This window comes from Paenibacillus sp. FSL R7-0128, assembly GCF_038002245.1.
Classification (GTDB): domain Bacteria; phylum Bacillota; class Bacilli; order Paenibacillales; family Paenibacillaceae; genus Paenibacillus_AQ; species Paenibacillus_AQ silagei.
Genome location: NZ_JBBOCD010000001.1, coordinates 1254239 through 1270754, shown reverse-complemented (window position 1 = coordinate 1270754; position 16516 = coordinate 1254239). Strand labels below are relative to the sequence as shown.

Sequence of the window (16516 nt, the reverse complement as noted above, 5' to 3'; positions counted from 1 at the left end):
CCCCTTATCCCGCAGATTTATATTCGGTGACGCCAGCTTTTTCCTTCTTACCAAGGCTCAGTGAGATCAGCAGCGTCAGCACCATCAGCCCGGCGGCCACCAGATAGCTGGGATGCGTTCCGATTCTGCTGTAGAAGAATCCGCCAAGCGTGGACCCCAGCGCAATCCCGACCCCCTGTAGGGTCCGGAAGGTTCCCAAGGCCGCGCCCATCTCCATCGGATTAATCTTAATGACCTTATCCGTAATAATCGTATTGACCAGGGTAATAATTGGCCCTTCCGTAAGTCCGATCAGGGCATATCCGAAGGTTAGCAGCCAAGGATTGAAGTCAAGTGCATACAGCAGCACAAGCGCTCCTACACAGATCGACTGGGCCCAGATCAGCGGTGCATGTCTGCCTACCTTGTCTGAGATCCAGCCAACGAAGACTGCTCCGAACGAGGCTACTGCTTCATACGGAATGAAGAGCAGACTGAGCAGCACCAGGGAGATATCCTGTTCCTTAGCCGCGAACGGCACCAGGAAGGTGGTGAAGACCCCCACCATGAAGCACAGGGTTCCGACAATACCCGCCAGCAGAATTTCGCGGACGCCCAGCCATTTGAAGGAGCTTTTGAAGGCTTGCCCGATGCTTCTGCTTGTATTCTTGACCCCGGTCTCCCTCAGCAGCACCGTGGTAACCAGCGTGGACAGCAGCAGCAGTGAAGCCAGCACCGCGAAGGAGGTATGCCAGCCGAAATAATTGCTCAGCAGCCCGCTCACCACATACCCCAGCACCGACCCGGCGCCAATCGCCCCGGACACAATACCCATTGCTCTGCCCCGTTCCTCGGGCTTGCACACATCCATCACCACCGCGAAGATCGGTGTGGACACGAAGCCTCTGGCGAAGCCGAACAGCAGCCACCCCGCCGTGAACAGCAGGACTCCGTGGGATGCAGCCACCATAAATACAGCCACTGCCGATAATGCCATGGAGGCGATAATAATCTTCTTCCGCCCATACCGGTCTGCGAACACGCCGGAGGGAATCGACAGAAAGGTCATCACCAGCGAGGCAATCCCCGCTATCGTTCCAATCTCACCGGAGGTCATGCCGAGATCACTGCTGATCAGGGGTGCGATGGGGAAGATGCTGACCATAATTGAAAATACGAGTAGAATGTTGATGGCCAAAAGTGTGAATATTTTGTTGTTGCTCATGTGACTCGTCCTCCTCACAGTCATTGACTGCTCTCAATAATGATGAATGCAGCAGCATAATCACCGTGATGACTGATGCTTACATGGATGGAATCCTGCTGCTGTACATAAGGCTCCAGGCTGGGGCTGCGGACCAGATAGGGCTGGCCGCCGGGATGGTTAAGGAACTCCAGCTCATTCCAGTCCAGCTCACAGTTCATTCCGGTGCCGATGGCCTTCAGCAGCGCTTCTTTGGCGGCGAATCTGCCGGCCAGGAAGTGTTCGGCATGTCTTTTTTTACAGGCGAACAGCTCCCTCTCTTCCATGGAATAATACTGCTGTACGAACAGTTCACCGCATTTCTCCAGCATCTGCTCGACAAAGCTGATACTGACCAGATCCATGCCGATCCCTCTAATCATGCCTTCAAGGCAACGGCTTCGATCACTTGGGCTACAGAATACGTCTTAAGCACCCTACTCTCAATGAAGATGCCAAACGCCTTCGCAAGTGCTGTAGAGACCAGCGCCAGCTCTGTTGAATCCAGGGCCAAATCGTCATAGAGCCGCGATGATTCGATAATCTCATCCTCAATGCCAATATCCTCAATGATTGCTTTTACCTTCTCGAATACCATTAGATACACCCTCCCGGTTAAGTTAATGTGCCTTAATGTTCATCCTTCACAAGCCTTCAGCGTTCACAACCAGTGCCGAAGAGACACCCCCCCTCCCTCTGGACAGAATCAGCGAAGACTCCACAGCGGTCCGGCGGCTGATCCCCGGCACGAAGTTCAAGCCATTGTCCTGAACAGATTCTGCCAGATACGGAAGGCCGGGCAGCTCCCCGTGATTCATAGCCAGCACGCTCAGTGCCACATCGAACGCCCCTGCCGCTCCAATCGTGTTGCCGAAGACGGTCTTGGGGCAGCCCGCCCACTTGGCTTCTGTACTACTGCCGAACACCTCCTGAATGGCCGAGCATTCAATTCCGTCTTCGCGGGCGGAGGCGGCCCCATCCAGTGACAGATAGCCGATCCGCTCCGGCTGCGTCTCCGAATGCCCGATTGCCAGCTGGATCGCCCTGGCACACTGCGCTATACTCTCCTCAGGCGGGGCGGCGGCTTGGCCGTCATTCGTGAAGCCGAAGCCCTGGATGCTCGCCCGCACCCGGCGGGACGCCTCGCGCTTCTGGAGGCTGCGCTCTGATTCCAGGCAGAGGAACGCGGCTCCTTCAGCCAGAGCCAGCCCGCTGCGCCCCTCCACGAACGGCCGGTATGCCGTCTGCGGGCGGTCCGCACTCAGATTCAGCAGTCCCTCCGTGTTATAGAAGGAGAGCGCCCACGGATCGAGCGGCGTCTCGGCTCCGCCAACGATCGCCGCATCGATGATCCCGCTGCGGATGGCTCTGGCCGCATACGCAATGGCGAGCAGCCCGCTGCTCCGGTCGGCGATCACCGTCTTGCTGTAGCCCTTGATGTCGAAGGCCAGGGACATATGCCCTTGTGCCGCCGCAGGGAACCAGTTGCTCGCCAGATTTGGGTCAATGAAGGGTGCCCCTTCGGTGTGCAGGACACGCAGGCCATTCCGCGCACTCTCCCAGCCCCCCGAGTTGTTGCCGACGAAGATGCCGATCCGCTCGCGGCTCATCTGGTCAAGCTCCCAGTGCGCATCATCCATGGCATCCTTCGCAGCCAGGATCGACATGACAGAGAAGCGGGAGCATTTCTTGAGCAGACGCTTCGAGATGACCCGCTCCGGCTCCATCCCGCTGACTTGTCCGGCGAAGGGAGGCGCGGCTCCGGCTGTACCCTCAAGCTGAAGCGGAGTCATATAGTTCCGGCCACTCAGGAGTCCCTCCCAGAAGGCCCCGGCACTATTCCCGCACGGCCCCACCATCCCTACTCCGGTTACGAATACTGTATTCTTCATAGGCTGCACATCCATTGTTCAGTCTGAAGCTTGCCTGCCCGATTGCTGTATTCGTTCGCTGCCAGAATCATCGCGGAGTGAATCCCGGAGAATCCGCTGGCATTGGTCAAAATATGGTACAGGTCGCGCTGGATCGCTTGCTTCGGCACATAATTCAGATCACAGGCCGGGTCCGGCTCGTCCAGATTGGCGGTTGGCGGGATATAGCCCTCGTTCAAGGCCAGCAGGCAATGCACAATTTCAATGGCACTCGCTGCCGAGAGCGGATGACCTACCATCGATTTCGTGGAGCTGATCGGGATGGAGTAGGCGAGCTCTCCGAACGTTCTTTTATAAGCCGCGGTCTCAAAAGCATCATTCTGCGGAGTCGAGCTTCCATGTGCGTTGATATATTGAATGTCCTCCGCTGTCAGGCCCGCGTTGCCCAGCGCCTCGTTCATCGTCAGACTGAGCGCATCCCCGTCCTGTGGCAGATCGGTCATATGAAAAGCGTTATTCGTACTGGCGAATCCGGTCACCTCGCCATAGATCGGCGCCAGCCGCCGGAGCGCATGCTCCAGCTCCTCCAGCACCACTACAGCACAGCCTTCGCTGAGAACGAAGCCGCTGCGGTTCTTCTCAAAAGGTCTCGAAGCCCGCTGCGGGTCATCGTTGAACCTGGAGGTCAACGCACCGATGGCATCGAAGGAGGATATGGTCATAGAGCTGACCGGTGCTTCCGCTGCGCCGCAGATCATGACGTCATGTTCCCCGGCTGTAATCGACTCATAGCCATATCCGACAGCATCAATGCCGCCCGTGCAGCCTGTGGACATGACCAGTGCCTCTCCCTGAAGCCCGAACTCATGCGCCACTTCGAAGGCAATATAAGAGAACATGCCTTTGCGGTACAAATCCTCCTGACAGAGTCCATGATCAATCGGCCCCTGCCCGCCCTCCGTCATCCGCAGGAAGGTCTGCTCCGAGAACGGGGTGTCGGCAATCGCATTGGCGATGCAAACCCCGGAACGCTCCCGCAGCTCCTTCGTGAACGCAAGCCCCGCATCGGCAACCGCCCTTATCGCGGCGTTGACCGCCAGAATACCCGGCCGCCCCATGCCTGCCCGCTGCGCTTCATCAGCCGTCCGGCCCAAATGCTCGAACTGCGGTATTGTGCCGGTAACGCGGCTTTTCAACGCCATATGCTCATAGCCCTGCAAGCGGTCATATCCCACCTTGCCCTGCAGGCTGTTCCTCCAGAACTGCTCCAGCGTATTCCCCAGCGGGGTAAGCAGCCCCATGCCGGTGATCACGACTCTTTTTCTTGTCACATTCTCCATATAAGCCCTCAGCTCCGAACCGTTTGCTTCTCGATATTGTGCTTGATCGCCGTCATCTGCTCCTTGGTCGTGCGGTTCAGATGCGCTTCCACCTGCTCTCCGGTCAGCCCGCTTGCCGGATCTACCTCGAATTCCTGAATCCAGGTCATATACGTCCCTTCGTCCTGCTCCTCATAGAGCCATTCGAGATTCATATGCTTGAACGGCAGCAGCGGCGCCAGGCGTCTGGCCGTAATCCGGAAGTTCGGCCGGTCCAGCCAGCGTTCCGATTCCCATGTGCGTGAAGGCCGATTCCCCTCGGGATGTGTCGTCAGCTCAAACCGGATGTAGGCCTCCCCTTGCTCCAGCACCCGCGTTTCCTTATATTCCGTGAATAAATCTGTCCAGTGCGCAATATCATTCGTACGCTCAAATACGGTGATCCGGTCTGCGTGAATCCAGATACTGTTCTGAATCGTTGCCACTCCATATGCCTCCCCATTCGTATTAATGACATCGTAACGCCTAAGCCCGGAAGGGGACATAACCCGGCTGTTAAGCTTGCGTTAATTTACAGTTATTGTTGATTTATGGGAGGAGACGGAAGATTACAATCTATGTGTTTCCCGGGCACAAAAAAAGACCTGACAGAACTCTGTCAGATCAATGGGTTCACCGAATATCCGATCCCCCGGCGAAACAGGATGATGTCGCTTCGTCCGGAGATGATCTCGATTTTGTGCCTCAGCTTGTATACGTACTGCCTCACAATCTCAGGGGATGTATACCTGTCCCATAGCTGGTGCAGAATCTGCTCGGTGGGGATGTACTGGCCCTGGCATTCCAGCAGCAGCTCCAGGAGTTCGAACTCTTTACAGGTAAGCTCAATGACGAATTCTCCGACCTTCAGGGATTTGGAGTGCAGATGAAGGGCGATATCCTTGATTTGTCTGGTGTGGTGTGTGTGAGGGGCCAGTCCTTCGTCGAACCAGCAGCGCAACCGGCTGAACAATTCCTCCTGGAAGCCGTTGCGCTCGAAGCTGCTGATGTACATATGATTGGAAGGAAAAGGGACAGGGGTACCCTGCGCGCTGATCTCTTCTACAATGAAGAATATTCTCAGCGTAAGCATCTGTTGCAGATACTGCATCGTGTGAATGAAGCCCGGGTTGAAATCAGGGGTGCTGATCACTACACCATCCAGCTGTAGGCCTTCCTTCACAATATCGACGAGCGCCTCAAGCTCCTTGAAATGCAATACCTTACAACCGTACACCTGTGAAAAAAAAGAATGAACATTCTTAAACCTGCAATCCTCACAAGGCTCTGTGGAATCTGCACAACACACCAGCGCAACACGCATGAACTTCTCTCCAATCCCATTCTTCTCAAATACTACCGGTTTCACAAAGATTACATTTTCTATAATATAGTATTTTTTGGGATATAAAAGGAAAAATATCATAGCTTCTTACTTGAAAAATGAACAAAAAAGGGCCGCGCATTTTCGCTACGGTCCTCTGTTTTACGGACAACCCTCTATCTGCATTACTTACCCGCTGTTTCTCCCCCCTCTGCCTGCTTAGCTACAGGGTAGTCGAAGCGTAGACGAAGCGCTACCAAGGCCGCCAGCATCAAAATCAAACCGGATAGCATATAGACAAAGATAAGCGAGCTTTGCGCCACCAGCATACCAGAAAGTCCTGTCCCGATCAGCGTACACCCGATAAAAATTGGAGTGATGAGGCCATTAATCCGTCCGATATATTCAGCTCGAACCAAAGTCAGCATATACGTGCCAATTACAGTCTGCGTTAAAGCCAGGAACAGACCGGTAATCAGCCGCATCCCGCCTGTTAGAATGGGCCAGACCGACCATACTTCAATCATCGTCCCCGCCCCGAGCAAAATCAAACCGGCGAAAACCACCCCTTTGCCCTTCAGGCGACCGGACAGGCTGGCGGCGATTATTGCCCCGATCAGGAGGCCCAAGCCGGACAAGGCGGTAAACCACTGCAAGTCTGCTTCTGCCAATCCCAGCCGCTCCGTAACCAGAAAGATGTCAAGCGGAGCGGTCAGACCAGCTCCCAGAGCAAGGACGCCAAACATCACCATCAACACTTTCAAGTTGGCATGTTCCCGCAGGTAGAGCAGTCCGCCGCGTAAATCCCTGACCACAGCCTGCACTGACAACCTTTCCATGGAGCGCGGCGAATCCGGCAGGAAGAGCAAAAAACAAGCGGAAAGCGCAAAGATTACCAGCAGGCTGCTCAAGGAAACCATAACTCCGAAGGTGTAGTAAACAAAGGTGCCGAGGATGGGGCCCAGAATGATAAACAGCGAGCCGACCATCTGGGTCATCGCCATGGCAGCCGTCAACTCTTGTTCAGGAACATGGGTTTTAAGCAATTTGGCCGAGGATGGCTGGGAGAACTGCGACACAATCGCGGAGATCATCGTCACAATAAAAACCGCCTGCCAGTATCCCCATGCCACCACAAATAAAATTGGCACAATGGAGAGAAAGCTTAGAACATCGCCCCAGATCATGGTGCGTTTGGGGCGCCAACGGTCAGCCAGCACACCGCCCACCAGGGAAAATAAGAAAATCGGCGCGTATTCCACCACCGTAAGCAAGGACACAGCCACCGGGTCACCCTGCGTCTGCTGCACCACATAATAGAGCAAAGCCATATTTCGCACCCAAATCCCCACCTGCTGCAGCACATCCGAGGCCATCACCAGCAGAAATACCCGATTTCGCAACAATTCTTTCATCGTATTACCTCCTTTTTCAATAAAACTGACCGTTCGGTTTAATAATTCTCAAATAAAGCGTGCCTGCCCGAGTAGTGCGGTTCAACGACTCGAACAGGCTGCGCTTCATTCATTTCTTCTTAATTCCCTCCAATAACACAGCCACCGCTTCTTGCGTATGCTGGTGCATCCCGTCTTTGGGGAACACTTGGGGGTACAGCGTCAAGCCGCTTAACATACTGGTGAATAACACAGCCAGTCGGCTCGAGTCCGCCTTAGTAAAAACCTGCTGCTCCATTCCCTCCCGGAAGATCTCGGTAAATACTTCAATCTGCACCATTGAGATCTCAATCAGCCGCTGATGTATCTCCTGGTAACCATCCTGCATATTCATGGAGAACTCTTCAGCCACCTTCGTCAGAGGACTCTGGAAGCTGTTCACAAAATGCAAGCTTGCTCCCATCAGTCTGCTTCCGACCTCCGGAAATTGGCGGCGAATCTCCGACCACTCCTCCACCCATTCGCGGTTGATTTTTTCGACCATACTCACAAACAAATCATCTTTGCTGGAAAAGTGGTAATAAATGCTGCCCTTGCTGACCCCGGTGTGCTTGACGATATCCTCCATCGAGGTGGCGGCATATCCCTTCTGCACAAAAAGCTCCAACGCCTGGTCTAGGATCATACTCCGCTTTACCGAACCTTTTGGTGTACTCATTTCATTCCTCCTAAAAAACCGACTGTTCGGTTTAATTATATGGGTTCATATTTGGGAATGCAAGCCTGATTATTATACGGAGTGCGACAGCGGAGAAAAGAGCATAATCCATGCTATCTCCGGATTATTTTTTTGCTTTTCTCATAAAAATCCTACGAAGTGCATCCGTCTCGATTTTCTTTCCCAATGATGATTCGTTGCCTTCTTATGCTATAATCGTTGACCAAGAGGGCTGGTTATACGAACTCAAACGGAAAGGAAGATGCGAAATGGAACATTTCGTTTTGAATAACGGAGTCCAGATGCCGAAGGTGGGTCTGGGTGTGTATAACATCAAAGACAATAATGAAGACGCTCTAGTATGGGCGCTTCAGAACGGGTACCGGCATCTGGATACGGCAGCAGCTTACCGCAACGAGGAGCTGATAGCCAGGGCTATTCAGAAATCGGGTGTACCTCGAAGCGAGCTCTTTATTACGACCAAAGTATGGAGCACGGACCTGGGGCGAAAGACCCGTAAAGCCTTTGAAGCCAGTCTTCAAAAACTCCAAACGGATTATGTCGATCTCTACCTGATCCACTGGCCCGCCAAGCACTATCTGGAAAGCTGGCATGTCCTGGAGTCTTTATACAAGGAGGGGAATATCCGGGCGATCGGGGTGTCCAATTTTGAGCCGGAGCATCTGGACAAGGTCATGAAGCAGGGGACGATTGTCCCCGCAGTGAATCAAATTCAGACGAACCCGCTGCTCCAGCAAGGGTCGCTTCATGATTATATGAGGGGGCACGGTATCCAGCATGTTGCGTGGAGCCCTTTTGGACACGGTAACCTGGAGATGCTTGCGCACCCTGTACTCACCGAAATGGCAGAGAGGTATGATAAAACAGCGGCGCAAGTCATCCTGAGATGGAACCTTGAGCGGGATATCGCTGTGATTCCGAAGTCCGTTACTCCTGCAAGGCTGAAACAGAATCTGGAGCTGTTTGATTTCTCCTTGTCGGACGAAGAGATGAAGAGAATCGCAGCCCTGGATCAGAATAAAAGAGGATTTACCGATCCGCAAAATAAATTTTACCTGTGGACCACCCGGTTTACCCCGTTGTCCTAAGTTTTTTCGTATTATTTTCCGGACAACTGCAACCTTTCGCCGTAAAGAACCATCTGAGTATATAGAGGTGATGCACAATGAAACCAACTAATCTAACGAAGCACGCAAAAAAAATGAGCATCGCGTGCGGAATCCTGGCTGCCAGCTTATCCTTCGGAGCGTCCGCATTTGCCTTTTCGGACCTCAAGGGAAATTCAGCCGAAACCAAGATCAATACACTGCATAGCGCCGGTGTAATTAACGGAATTACGAACGACCTGTTTGCTCCCAATGCCAAAGTGACGAATGCGCAAGCCGTACAGTTTCTTGTAAAAGGATTGGCGCTTGCACCGAAAGCCGGTTCCGACAGCAATACTAAGGCCAGCCAGCTCTTTGACAATGTAAAAGATAATGCCTGGTACGCCTCCTCCTTCGCCCTTGCGAAGCAGAGCGGCCTGACACTGGCAAAGGATATCAACCCGAATGCACCGATGACCCGCGCGGAATTCGCCCATCTATTGACCCAAGCCTTGCAGAGCAAGGGCAATTTCCCGGTAACCAAGATGTTCTTCATGATTGAGGATGGCGATAAACTTACTCCAGAGGTTAATTACAGCCTGCAGGTGCTGCTGAACACGAAGGTGCTCACACTGGATAACGGGAAATTCCGCCCGTCCGATGCGATTACCCGCGCTGAAGCCGCTGTTATGATCCATGATGCCGCTGAATTCGCCGACCGGGTGATTACGCCGAACAATCCGGGCAATGAGCCTTCTGAGCCGGAGCCGGTTCCGGCTAACAATTACGTCTCTGATGTAGTCCTGGACAAAGTCGCTGAAGGCGTTAACAAAGCCACCATCACCGTGGATAACCTGCCAAACCCCGGCTACGGTCTGGCGGTAGAGCGCATAGAGTTCACCAGCGCCACCAAAGCCGTAATCTACTTCAAGGTAACCCTCCCTGACCCGGATAAAATGTATCCGCAAGTGATCACCAAAGGCTCGGTATCCACATACCTGCCCGCAGGCTACACTGCAACGGCTGAGCCTGTAATGGGTTCGCGCTGGCTTGATCCATCGGCTCCAGCGAAGTAAGCTTCTCTATCTATAGATAGATAAAAGCAGTTCCCGTATAGGGAACTGCTTTTTCTTGTTTTACGCCTACTTACTCAACCGCAGCCGGTTCCGGTAATCCATCGGGCGGCAGCCGTAGGTCTTCTTGAACATCTCCGTGAACCGGTTCACATTGCTGAAGCCGGTCATGCCGGAGATCTCCATGATCTTCTTATCCGTGGTCTCCAGCAGGCTGACCGCCTCCGAGATCCGGTATTCGTTCAGGAAGTCCATCGGGGACAGGTCGAACTGCTTCTTCATGAACCGGCAAAAGTAAGACGGGCTCATGTTGACCTGCTGCGCCATATCGGAGAGCGTGATCCGCTTACTGTAGTTCTGCTGGACGTAGGCCAGCGTTTTTTTGGCCAGCATGGAGCTGTTGCCGCCCCGGGACTGCCCGGGCAGTCCTGCCCGCGGATGCTCAGCCGCACACTTTTCCAGCCGGTACAGCACCTCGAACAGCCTGGCCTTAATCAGCATCTCATAGCCGTGCGCCTCCTGCTGGTAGAGATCCCGCACCTCCTCCAGCAGTGGAATCAGCCGCAGCTTCTCCTCCAGCTCCCGCCCGATCAGCAGCGGATAACGCCGGTTGTCGAGGAAAAGCGGGGAAACAAACTGCTGCTGAATCTGGTCTCTCTCCAGGCTGGAGAGGAAATTGAAATGCACCAGCACCGCGCAGAAAATAATCTCCTCCTGATCCACCCGGATCGCCGAATGCAGCATATTGGGCTGAATGAAAACCGCCTCTCCGCTCTGGACGACCAATTTCTCCTGTCCCACATGGAACTTGGCCGTGCCCTTGATCATGAACAGCAGCTCCAGCTCTTCATGCCAGTGGGAATACAGCACCAGATTATTGAGCGAGGATAGCTTGGTTACATGCACACTCATGCGGAATTGTCTGCTGCCATGCATAAGCTTTTCCTTCATATCCTGAGATACGGGTTCGCCGATGGAATCGAGCAGTTCAAGACTTTTTTTCACTGAGGTTCCCTCCTCCCGGCCCACTGGATGCTGCACGCAGCGTCAGCTATACGCTCAGCCCTTCACCGCACCGATCATTACGCCCTTCTCGAAGTACTTCTGGATAAATGGATAGATAATCAGCACCGGCACCGTCGATACGATAATGACCGCATATTTGATCTGATCCGCGAACTGCTGGGCATAGCTGCCCGCACCGGCCCCGGCACCTGATCCGGCTCCGCCCGCGAACGCCTGATTGGATAATAGAATATTGCGCAGGACGATCTGCAGCGGCTGTAAGCTATCCGTATTGATGTAGAGCAAAGCGTTGAAGAAGTCGTTCCAGTGACCCACCATATAATAGAGCGTGATGACGGAGATCACCGCCTTGGACAGCGGAACCACCACCGAGATGAAGTAGCGGAAGTGCGAGCAGCCATCCAGGGTAGCCGCTTCGTGCAGCTCCTCCGGTATAGAAGTCTCGAAGAAGGTTCTTGTAATAATCAGATTGTATACACTAATGGCGCCGTTCACAATCATTACCCAAGGTGTATTCAGCAGATTCAGGTCACGGATAAGCAGATAGGTAGGAATCATGCCCCCGCCAAAATACATCGTGATCACAAACAGCGGCATAATGAACCTGCGTGCCCGGAATTTCCGCTGGGACAAGGCATACGCCGCAGGTAGCGTGACCAGCAGATTGAGCAGCGTGCCCAGCACCGTGTAGATAATCGTATTTTTATATCCCTGCCAGATCCGGGTGTCCTTGAATATCTGCTCATAGCCGTACAGGTTAATGTCCTTAGGCCATAGAATAACCTGTCCCTGGTTCACCATGGTGGAGTTGCTGACGGAAGCTATGATGATGAAATACAGCGGGTACGCGACCATGATGAACGCTGCGATGCTTATAACCGCAACCACCAGCGTATACAGCCTGTCTGCGATACCGCCCGAATGCTGTATCTTTTGCGAATGAGCGGCTTGACTGTTTGACATCCCATTTCCTCCCTACATCAGACTGATTTTTGAAGTTTTTTTGGCCAGGGCATTCGCCAGCATCAGGAACGTGAAGTTGATCAGGGTATTAAATAGTCCGACCGCTGAACCGAAGCTGAACTGGTTGGATTTCACGCCCACATTGAAGACATACGTGGAGATGACTTCCGATACGGGCTTGTTAAGACTATTTTGCATAAGAAAAGTCTTCTCGAAGCCTACACTGAGTATGCTGCCCATATTCATAATCAATAAAATAATAATTGTCGGCAGGATGGCCGGAAGCTCCACGTGCCAGACGGTCTGCCAGCGGTTAGCCCCGTCAATCCGGGCGGCGTCATACTGCTGCGCATCCACCGAGGACAGGGCGGCGATGAAGATAATGCTGTTCCAGCCGCAGGCTTGCCAGATGGCAGAGATGACATACACCGGAACGAAGGCGCCGGGATCACCAATGAGATTCGTATCCGCAGGGATCAGGTGCAGGGCCTTCAGGAAGCCGTCGATCAGTCCAGTGGTAGGCGATAGCATAATTTGCAGCAGTGCGACCAGTACAACAGTGGAAATGAAGTAAGGCATATACACCGTAGTCTGCAGGATACGCTTGCGTCTGTTGCTGCGGATCGAGTTAACCACCAGCGCCAGCAGAATCGGCATCGGGAAGCCCAGCAGGATGGAGAAAAAGGCAATGATAAACGTATTTCGCAGCGTAGGCCAGAACATCGGGCTGTTGAAATACTGCTCGAAATATTTGAACCCGGCCCATTCCCCGCCCGTCAGTCCTTTGCTGAAATCAAATTCACGAAAAGCAAGCTGGATGCCATACATCGGACCATAACAGAAAATGGCGATGTAAATGACCGCAGGAAGCACCATCAGCCATAGCTGGTAATGCCCGGCCTGCTTACGAAGCCATCCGTTCCCGCGCAGCGTCTGATGCGGCACCGTGGTCTGTGCTGGTTTCATTTGGGAGCGCCCCTTCCATTCAAGTCCACTATTTCAAGGTCGAGAGGTATTCGTCATAAGCCTTTTGGCGGATTTGCAGATTCTGCTCCAGGCCGGAGCTATTGACGGAGGCGACATACGCAGCCCACTCCTTCTCAATGTCAACCTTGGTGGTCAGCCAGTTGGCCCACTTTTGATCCGTGATATTATTGACGTTCGCCTGATTCATTGCCAGGGTGTTGGTGTCCTCCGTGCTGTACTTCATGAAGTTCTGCGGGTAGACATTGCTCTTCTCGTCCGCCTTATTCAGCAGCTCATCATAGACAGCTTTCTCCTTCAGCACATTCTGCATATCCGAGCCAAGCGTCACCTTGTCCTTCAGCGCATCGGCAATGTACATCGGACCATTATCCGCGAACGAATTCGTCCATTTCCACGAGCCCGGGTCGAGGGATGCATCCGCCGGAGGAAGAATCGCATACGTGCCGTCCCCGTTATCCTTGATTCCCTTATCTGTGTCATTCATTCCGCCGAACAGGACCTGCAGACTAACCTCCGGCTCATAAAAAGCATCAATGAACCGCATCGCGGCTTCCTTGTTCTTGGAGCGGGCACTGACCGACACCGCATTGGAGCCGTAATTCTGGTAGTAGTAGTCATTGCTCCAATACAGCTCATTCGTAGAGTCTGCATGCTGCTTCAGCTGCGGCAGGGTAACATATTGGTCTTTCAGCTCATTGCCGAAGCGGTCTCCCGTCTCCCAGCCCCAGGTGAATCCGACCTTGGCTGTAGTTCCATTCCCGCGGGCAACGGACTGGTATTTGGAGTAATCCTGCGTGACCACTTCCTTGCTGATCAGGTTCTGGCTGTACAGCTTCTGCAGGAATTGCATGAGTGTCTTGAACCGCTCATCTACATAGAAATTCTTAACCTGCGCCCCTTCTGTAAAATAGCCGTCGCTCGCCCCGTTGGACAGAGGCAGCCCAAGGCTGCCCAGCAGCAGCTTCGGTGTGAAATCCCAGCCGATCGGGTTGAAGTCCATCGGAATCTCATCCGTCTTATCCCCGTTCTGATTCGGGTCTCCCTCGCGGAAGGCAAGCAGCACAGTCTCTAGCTCATCCCAAGTCGTAGGCACCTGAAGGCCGAGATTGTCGAGCCAGGTTTTGTTAATGAACATTGAGGCGGTGGAGCCGGGCCAGATCCCCTTATAACGCGGAGTGCCGTAGAGCTTCCCGTCAATTTGAGTAGCAAGCGTTTTCAATTCCGGGTGCTCGCTGAACATCTTTTGAATATTAGGAGCGTCCTTCTCAATCAGCGGGCCCAGATCCTCGAACAACCCGTTGAATTGTACAAAATCGGAGTTAGAGGTCGCATTGAACAGCAAATCCGGAATTTCACCGCTGGCAAACAGGGCACTTTTCTTCTGATCCCAGTCCGCAGAGATTTGCTGCCATTCAATTTCGACATTCGCCTTCTCTTCTATTTCAGCGAGCCATTTCATTTGCGTGACATCTTTGGTTAGTGAATGCTTCACGATAATCGCCTTCAGCTTCGTCTTCCCCTCTGGCGTGTTGCTGCCGTCGTTCCCCGCATCCGGGCTGTTCCCCTTACTGCTGCAGCCTGTGAGTGATAGTCCTGCCAAAGCGCCTGCCAGCATCAAGGCAAGAATACTCTTTTTTCTCATTTGACTTACCCCCTTAGTAGGAATTCATAAATGATCTATGCTTAAGAGCGAAGCTCTGTTAGCCGGGAGACTCGGAACTATTAGGTCACAAAACACTCAGGTAATACAAGCTATTCCTGCTTCGCATTATTCACGAAAGCGTTATCATAATTATAATTTTTCTTCCGCACCCTGTCTCACCGTATATTACCTTTTAATCATCGTATATTGACCTTTTTGGCTGCAAAAGTAGCTGAATTCAGGCGAAGATTCGACTTTCGGTAGGTGAAAATTGACACATGATGAACTTTTTTCGAGCGTGGAGAATCAGTGCTGCGGGGTTAGAGAATAATAATTCCATCTATGGAGTGACGGGCTGCAACCTTTTGCTCCTAAATCCCATCTAAGAGGATACGAGGTGATGTACAATGAAGAATACATTAACCCGGATGCGCACGGCCAAAATCTCGCTGGCCTGTAGCATTCTGGCGGCAACCTTAGCTATCGGGGCACCGGCTTCCGCTTTCTCAGATCTGAAGGGCCATGCGGCCGAAGCCAAAATCAATGCCCTTCATCAGGAGGGCATCCTTAACGGAGTGACCAGCGACAAGTTCGCGCCGAAGTCCAGCCTTACGTATGCGCAAGGCGTGCAGTTCATGGTGAGCGGCCTGAAGCTTGCTCCGCAGCAATCCTCTGGCAAGAAGGCCAGCGATTATTTTGACAACGTAAAAAATACCGCCTGGTATGCCTCCGCATTCCTGAAGGCCAAAGAAAGCGGCTTAATGCTGGAGCGGTCTATTGACCCTAATGCTGTGATGACACGTGTCCAGTTCGCACAATTGCTGCTTCAGGCGCTACAGAACAAAGGGGAATTCGCGTATACGGAGATGTATGCCAACATTACGGATGGCGGCAAGCTGTCTGCCGCTGAGATGAATAGCCTGCAGATTCTGATTAACACCGGACTGGTCACGCTGGAGAAGAATAACACCTTCCGTCCGAATGAAGCGGTTACCCGTGCAGAAGCTGCCGTCCTGGTCTACGATGCCGCCAAATTCGTGAAGGAAGTGATTATGATGGATGAGAACATTTCGGCCCCGTCCACCACATACGATGCCGCCGTTACGCTGGACAAAGCCGCCGCTGGTGTGAACAAAGCTACGGTGACCGTATCCAATCTGCCGAACCCGGGATATGGCCTGGTCATTGAACGGATTGAGTTCGGCGCTGACAAAACTGCAGTGATCTACTTCAAGGTAACCTCACCGAAGCCCGGTTCCATGAACCCGCAGGTCATCTCGGCAGGCACCGCCGTCACCTATCTGCCGGAAGGCTATACCGCAGTAGCCCAAGCTACACCAGGCTCGGCAACCTCGGCTGCTTCCAGAGTGACAAAGTAACAGCCTCCACCTAACTAGTACAGTGTCAGATTTAAAAGGGTGAGTAGGAGCGATAAGGTATGAAGAACTTAAAGAGCGAAGTCATTGGACCAGATGTATGCGAAAAAGAGAACACATTGTGCTGGTGCCAAGGTAATCCGCCCAAATGTATACGAAAAACGGAACACAATCGCAGCATCAGATTTAATAGGGTGGATAAGCTTGCGAAACTCCATCCCAAAATCTAACGGACCGGAGAGGCCTTATCCCCACGAGAACGCCACCTTTTGCAGCGTAACGGACTCAGGCGACCTTATCGCCTCTCTACGAGACGTTTCGGAGCTGAATTGCAGGGGATAAGCTCCATGGGGTCCGTTACCCGCCCAAGTGACGACTTTCTTACTTAATAAGAGCGCCTCAGTCCGTTACGCTAAGCCAAACGTCCCTGAAGAACAACCCCCGCTTGGAAAAGAT

The 16516-nt window shown here is 53.0% G+C and carries 16 protein-coding genes; 3 read left to right on the top strand and 13 right to left on the bottom strand.

The genetic code is table 11. The features are described 5' to 3' along the window. Positions 1-4: 4 nt before the first annotated feature. From NST26_RS05225 to NST26_RS05185, 9 genes are all read right to left on the bottom strand, one after another. A complete protein-coding gene (locus tag NST26_RS05225; RefSeq protein ID WP_340955590.1) occupies positions 5-1204 on the bottom strand; it encodes an MFS transporter in 1200 nt (399 codons plus the stop codon). A 20-nt stretch (positions 1205-1224) separates the two neighbouring features. Beyond that, positions 1225-1587: a holo-ACP synthase gene (gene acpS, locus NST26_RS05220; RefSeq protein ID WP_445323312.1), complete on the bottom strand. Its 363-nt coding sequence runs from the start codon at positions 1585-1587 to the stop codon at positions 1225-1227. A 14-nt stretch (positions 1588-1601) separates the two neighbouring features. Continuing rightward, positions 1602-1820 (bottom strand): phosphopantetheine-binding protein, encoded by a 219-nt coding sequence (locus tag NST26_RS05215; protein ID WP_036723283.1) that lies wholly within the window; start codon positions 1818-1820, stop codon positions 1602-1604. Positions 1821-1866: 46 nt separating this feature from the next. After that, complete coding sequence (locus NST26_RS05210; RefSeq protein WP_340955594.1) at positions 1867-3114, bottom strand: beta-ketoacyl-[acyl-carrier-protein] synthase family protein; 1248 nt, start codon at positions 3112-3114, stop codon at positions 1867-1869. After that, the gene (locus NST26_RS05205) at positions 3111-4433 is read right to left on the bottom strand and encodes a beta-ketoacyl-[acyl-carrier-protein] synthase family protein (protein ID WP_340955596.1); all 1323 of its coding nucleotides are present in this window, start codon (positions 4431-4433) and stop codon (positions 3111-3113) included. The genes NST26_RS05210 and NST26_RS05205 overlap by 4 nt, the downstream gene beginning before the upstream one ends. An 8-nt stretch (positions 4434-4441) precedes the next feature. Beyond that, positions 4442-4897, bottom strand: a complete 456-nt coding sequence (locus tag NST26_RS05200) for an SRPBCC family protein (RefSeq protein WP_339313015.1) — start codon at positions 4895-4897, stop codon at positions 4442-4444. A 173-nt stretch (positions 4898-5070) separates the two neighbouring features. Beyond that, entirely contained in the window at positions 5071-5670 is a 600-nt protein-coding gene (locus tag NST26_RS05195; protein ID WP_162174671.1) for a winged helix-turn-helix domain-containing protein, read from the bottom strand. 290 nt (positions 5671-5960) lie between these two features. Further along, positions 5961-7190, bottom strand: a complete 1230-nt coding sequence (locus NST26_RS05190) for an MFS transporter (RefSeq protein WP_036723276.1) — start codon at positions 7188-7190, stop codon at positions 5961-5963. A gap of 109 nt (positions 7191-7299) precedes the next feature. Further along, entirely contained in the window at positions 7300-7887 is a 588-nt protein-coding gene (locus NST26_RS05185; protein ID WP_036723275.1) for a TetR/AcrR family transcriptional regulator, read from the bottom strand. Between the two features lie 269 nt (positions 7888-8156). On the opposite strand from NST26_RS05185, the gene NST26_RS05180 reads away from it, so the two are divergent. Together NST26_RS05180 and NST26_RS05175 are read left to right on the top strand one after the other, a co-directional pair. Next, positions 8157-8996: an aldo/keto reductase gene (locus NST26_RS05180; protein WP_340955601.1), complete on the top strand. Its 840-nt coding sequence runs from the start codon at positions 8157-8159 to the stop codon at positions 8994-8996. A 77-nt stretch (positions 8997-9073) separates the two neighbouring features. Beyond that, positions 9074-10069 carry an S-layer homology domain-containing protein gene (locus NST26_RS05175; protein ID WP_340955603.1) on the top strand — a complete coding sequence of 332 codons (996 nt, stop codon included), beginning with the start codon at positions 9074-9076 and terminating at the stop codon, positions 10067-10069. A 66-nt stretch (positions 10070-10135) separates the two neighbouring features. Here NST26_RS05175 and NST26_RS05170 read toward each other — a convergent pair whose 3' ends face one another. From NST26_RS05170 to NST26_RS05155, 4 genes are read right to left on the bottom strand one after another with little or no spacing between them, the layout of a single operon-like run. Next, on the bottom strand, positions 10136-11071 hold the full coding sequence (locus NST26_RS05170) for an AraC family transcriptional regulator (RefSeq protein WP_340978738.1): 936 nt from the start codon (positions 11069-11071) through the stop codon (positions 10136-10138). A gap of 54 nt (positions 11072-11125) precedes the next feature. Next, the gene (locus tag NST26_RS05165; RefSeq protein WP_051477850.1) at positions 11126-12055 is read right to left on the bottom strand and encodes a carbohydrate ABC transporter permease; all 930 of its coding nucleotides are present in this window, start codon (positions 12053-12055) and stop codon (positions 11126-11128) included. A 12-nt stretch (positions 12056-12067) separates the two neighbouring features. After that, the gene (locus NST26_RS05160) at positions 12068-13021 is read right to left on the bottom strand and encodes an ABC transporter permease (protein ID WP_339254090.1); all 954 of its coding nucleotides are present in this window, start codon (positions 13019-13021) and stop codon (positions 12068-12070) included. Between the two features lie 28 nt (positions 13022-13049). Beyond that, complete coding sequence (locus NST26_RS05155) at positions 13050-14684, bottom strand: extracellular solute-binding protein (RefSeq protein WP_209878751.1); 1635 nt, start codon at positions 14682-14684, stop codon at positions 13050-13052. Between the two features lie 407 nt (positions 14685-15091). Between NST26_RS05155 and NST26_RS05150 the strand changes: the two genes are divergently transcribed. Then, on the top strand, positions 15092-16063 hold the full coding sequence (locus NST26_RS05150) for an S-layer homology domain-containing protein (protein WP_340978736.1): 972 nt from the start codon (positions 15092-15094) through the stop codon (positions 16061-16063). The last annotated feature ends 453 nt before the right edge of the window (positions 16064-16516 follow it).

What these genes read in the sequence shown, in the direction of transcription:
- NST26_RS05180 (WP_340955601.1), top strand. Translation starts at nt 8,157, where the DNA reads ATGGAACATTTCGTTTTGAATAACGGAGTCCAGATGCCGAAGGTGGGT.
- NST26_RS05165 (WP_051477850.1), bottom strand. Translation starts at nt 12,055, where the DNA reads ATGTCAAACAGTCAAGCCGCTCATTCGCAAAAGATACAGCATTCGGGC.
- NST26_RS05205 (WP_340955596.1), bottom strand. Translation starts at nt 4,433, where the DNA reads ATGGAGAATGTGACAAGAAAAAGAGTCGTGATCACCGGCATGGGGCTG.
- NST26_RS05225 (WP_340955590.1), bottom strand. Translation starts at nt 1,204, where the DNA reads ATGAGCAACAACAAAATATTCACACTTTTGGCCATCAACATTCTACTC.
- NST26_RS05185 (WP_036723275.1), bottom strand. Translation starts at nt 7,887, where the DNA reads ATGAGTACACCAAAAGGTTCGGTAAAGCGGAGTATGATCCTAGACCAG.
- NST26_RS05155 (WP_209878751.1), bottom strand. Translation starts at nt 14,684, where the DNA reads ATGAGAAAAAAGAGTATTCTTGCCTTGATGCTGGCAGGCGCTTTGGCA.
- NST26_RS05190 (WP_036723276.1), bottom strand. Translation starts at nt 7,190, where the DNA reads ATGAAAGAATTGTTGCGAAATCGGGTATTTCTGCTGGTGATGGCCTCG.
- NST26_RS05160 (WP_339254090.1), bottom strand. Translation starts at nt 13,021, where the DNA reads ATGAAACCAGCACAGACCACGGTGCCGCATCAGACGCTGCGCGGGAAC.
- NST26_RS05215 (WP_036723283.1), bottom strand. Translation starts at nt 1,820, where the DNA reads ATGGTATTCGAGAAGGTAAAAGCAATCATTGAGGATATTGGCATTGAG.
- NST26_RS05175 (WP_340955603.1), top strand. Translation starts at nt 9,074, where the DNA reads ATGAAACCAACTAATCTAACGAAGCACGCAAAAAAAATGAGCATCGCG.
- NST26_RS05210 (WP_340955594.1), bottom strand. Translation starts at nt 3,114, where the DNA reads ATGAAGAATACAGTATTCGTAACCGGAGTAGGGATGGTGGGGCCGTGC.
- NST26_RS05150 (WP_340978736.1), top strand. Translation starts at nt 15,092, where the DNA reads ATGAAGAATACATTAACCCGGATGCGCACGGCCAAAATCTCGCTGGCC.
- acpS (WP_445323312.1), bottom strand. Translation starts at nt 1,587, where the DNA reads ATGGATCTGGTCAGTATCAGCTTTGTCGAGCAGATGCTGGAGAAATGC.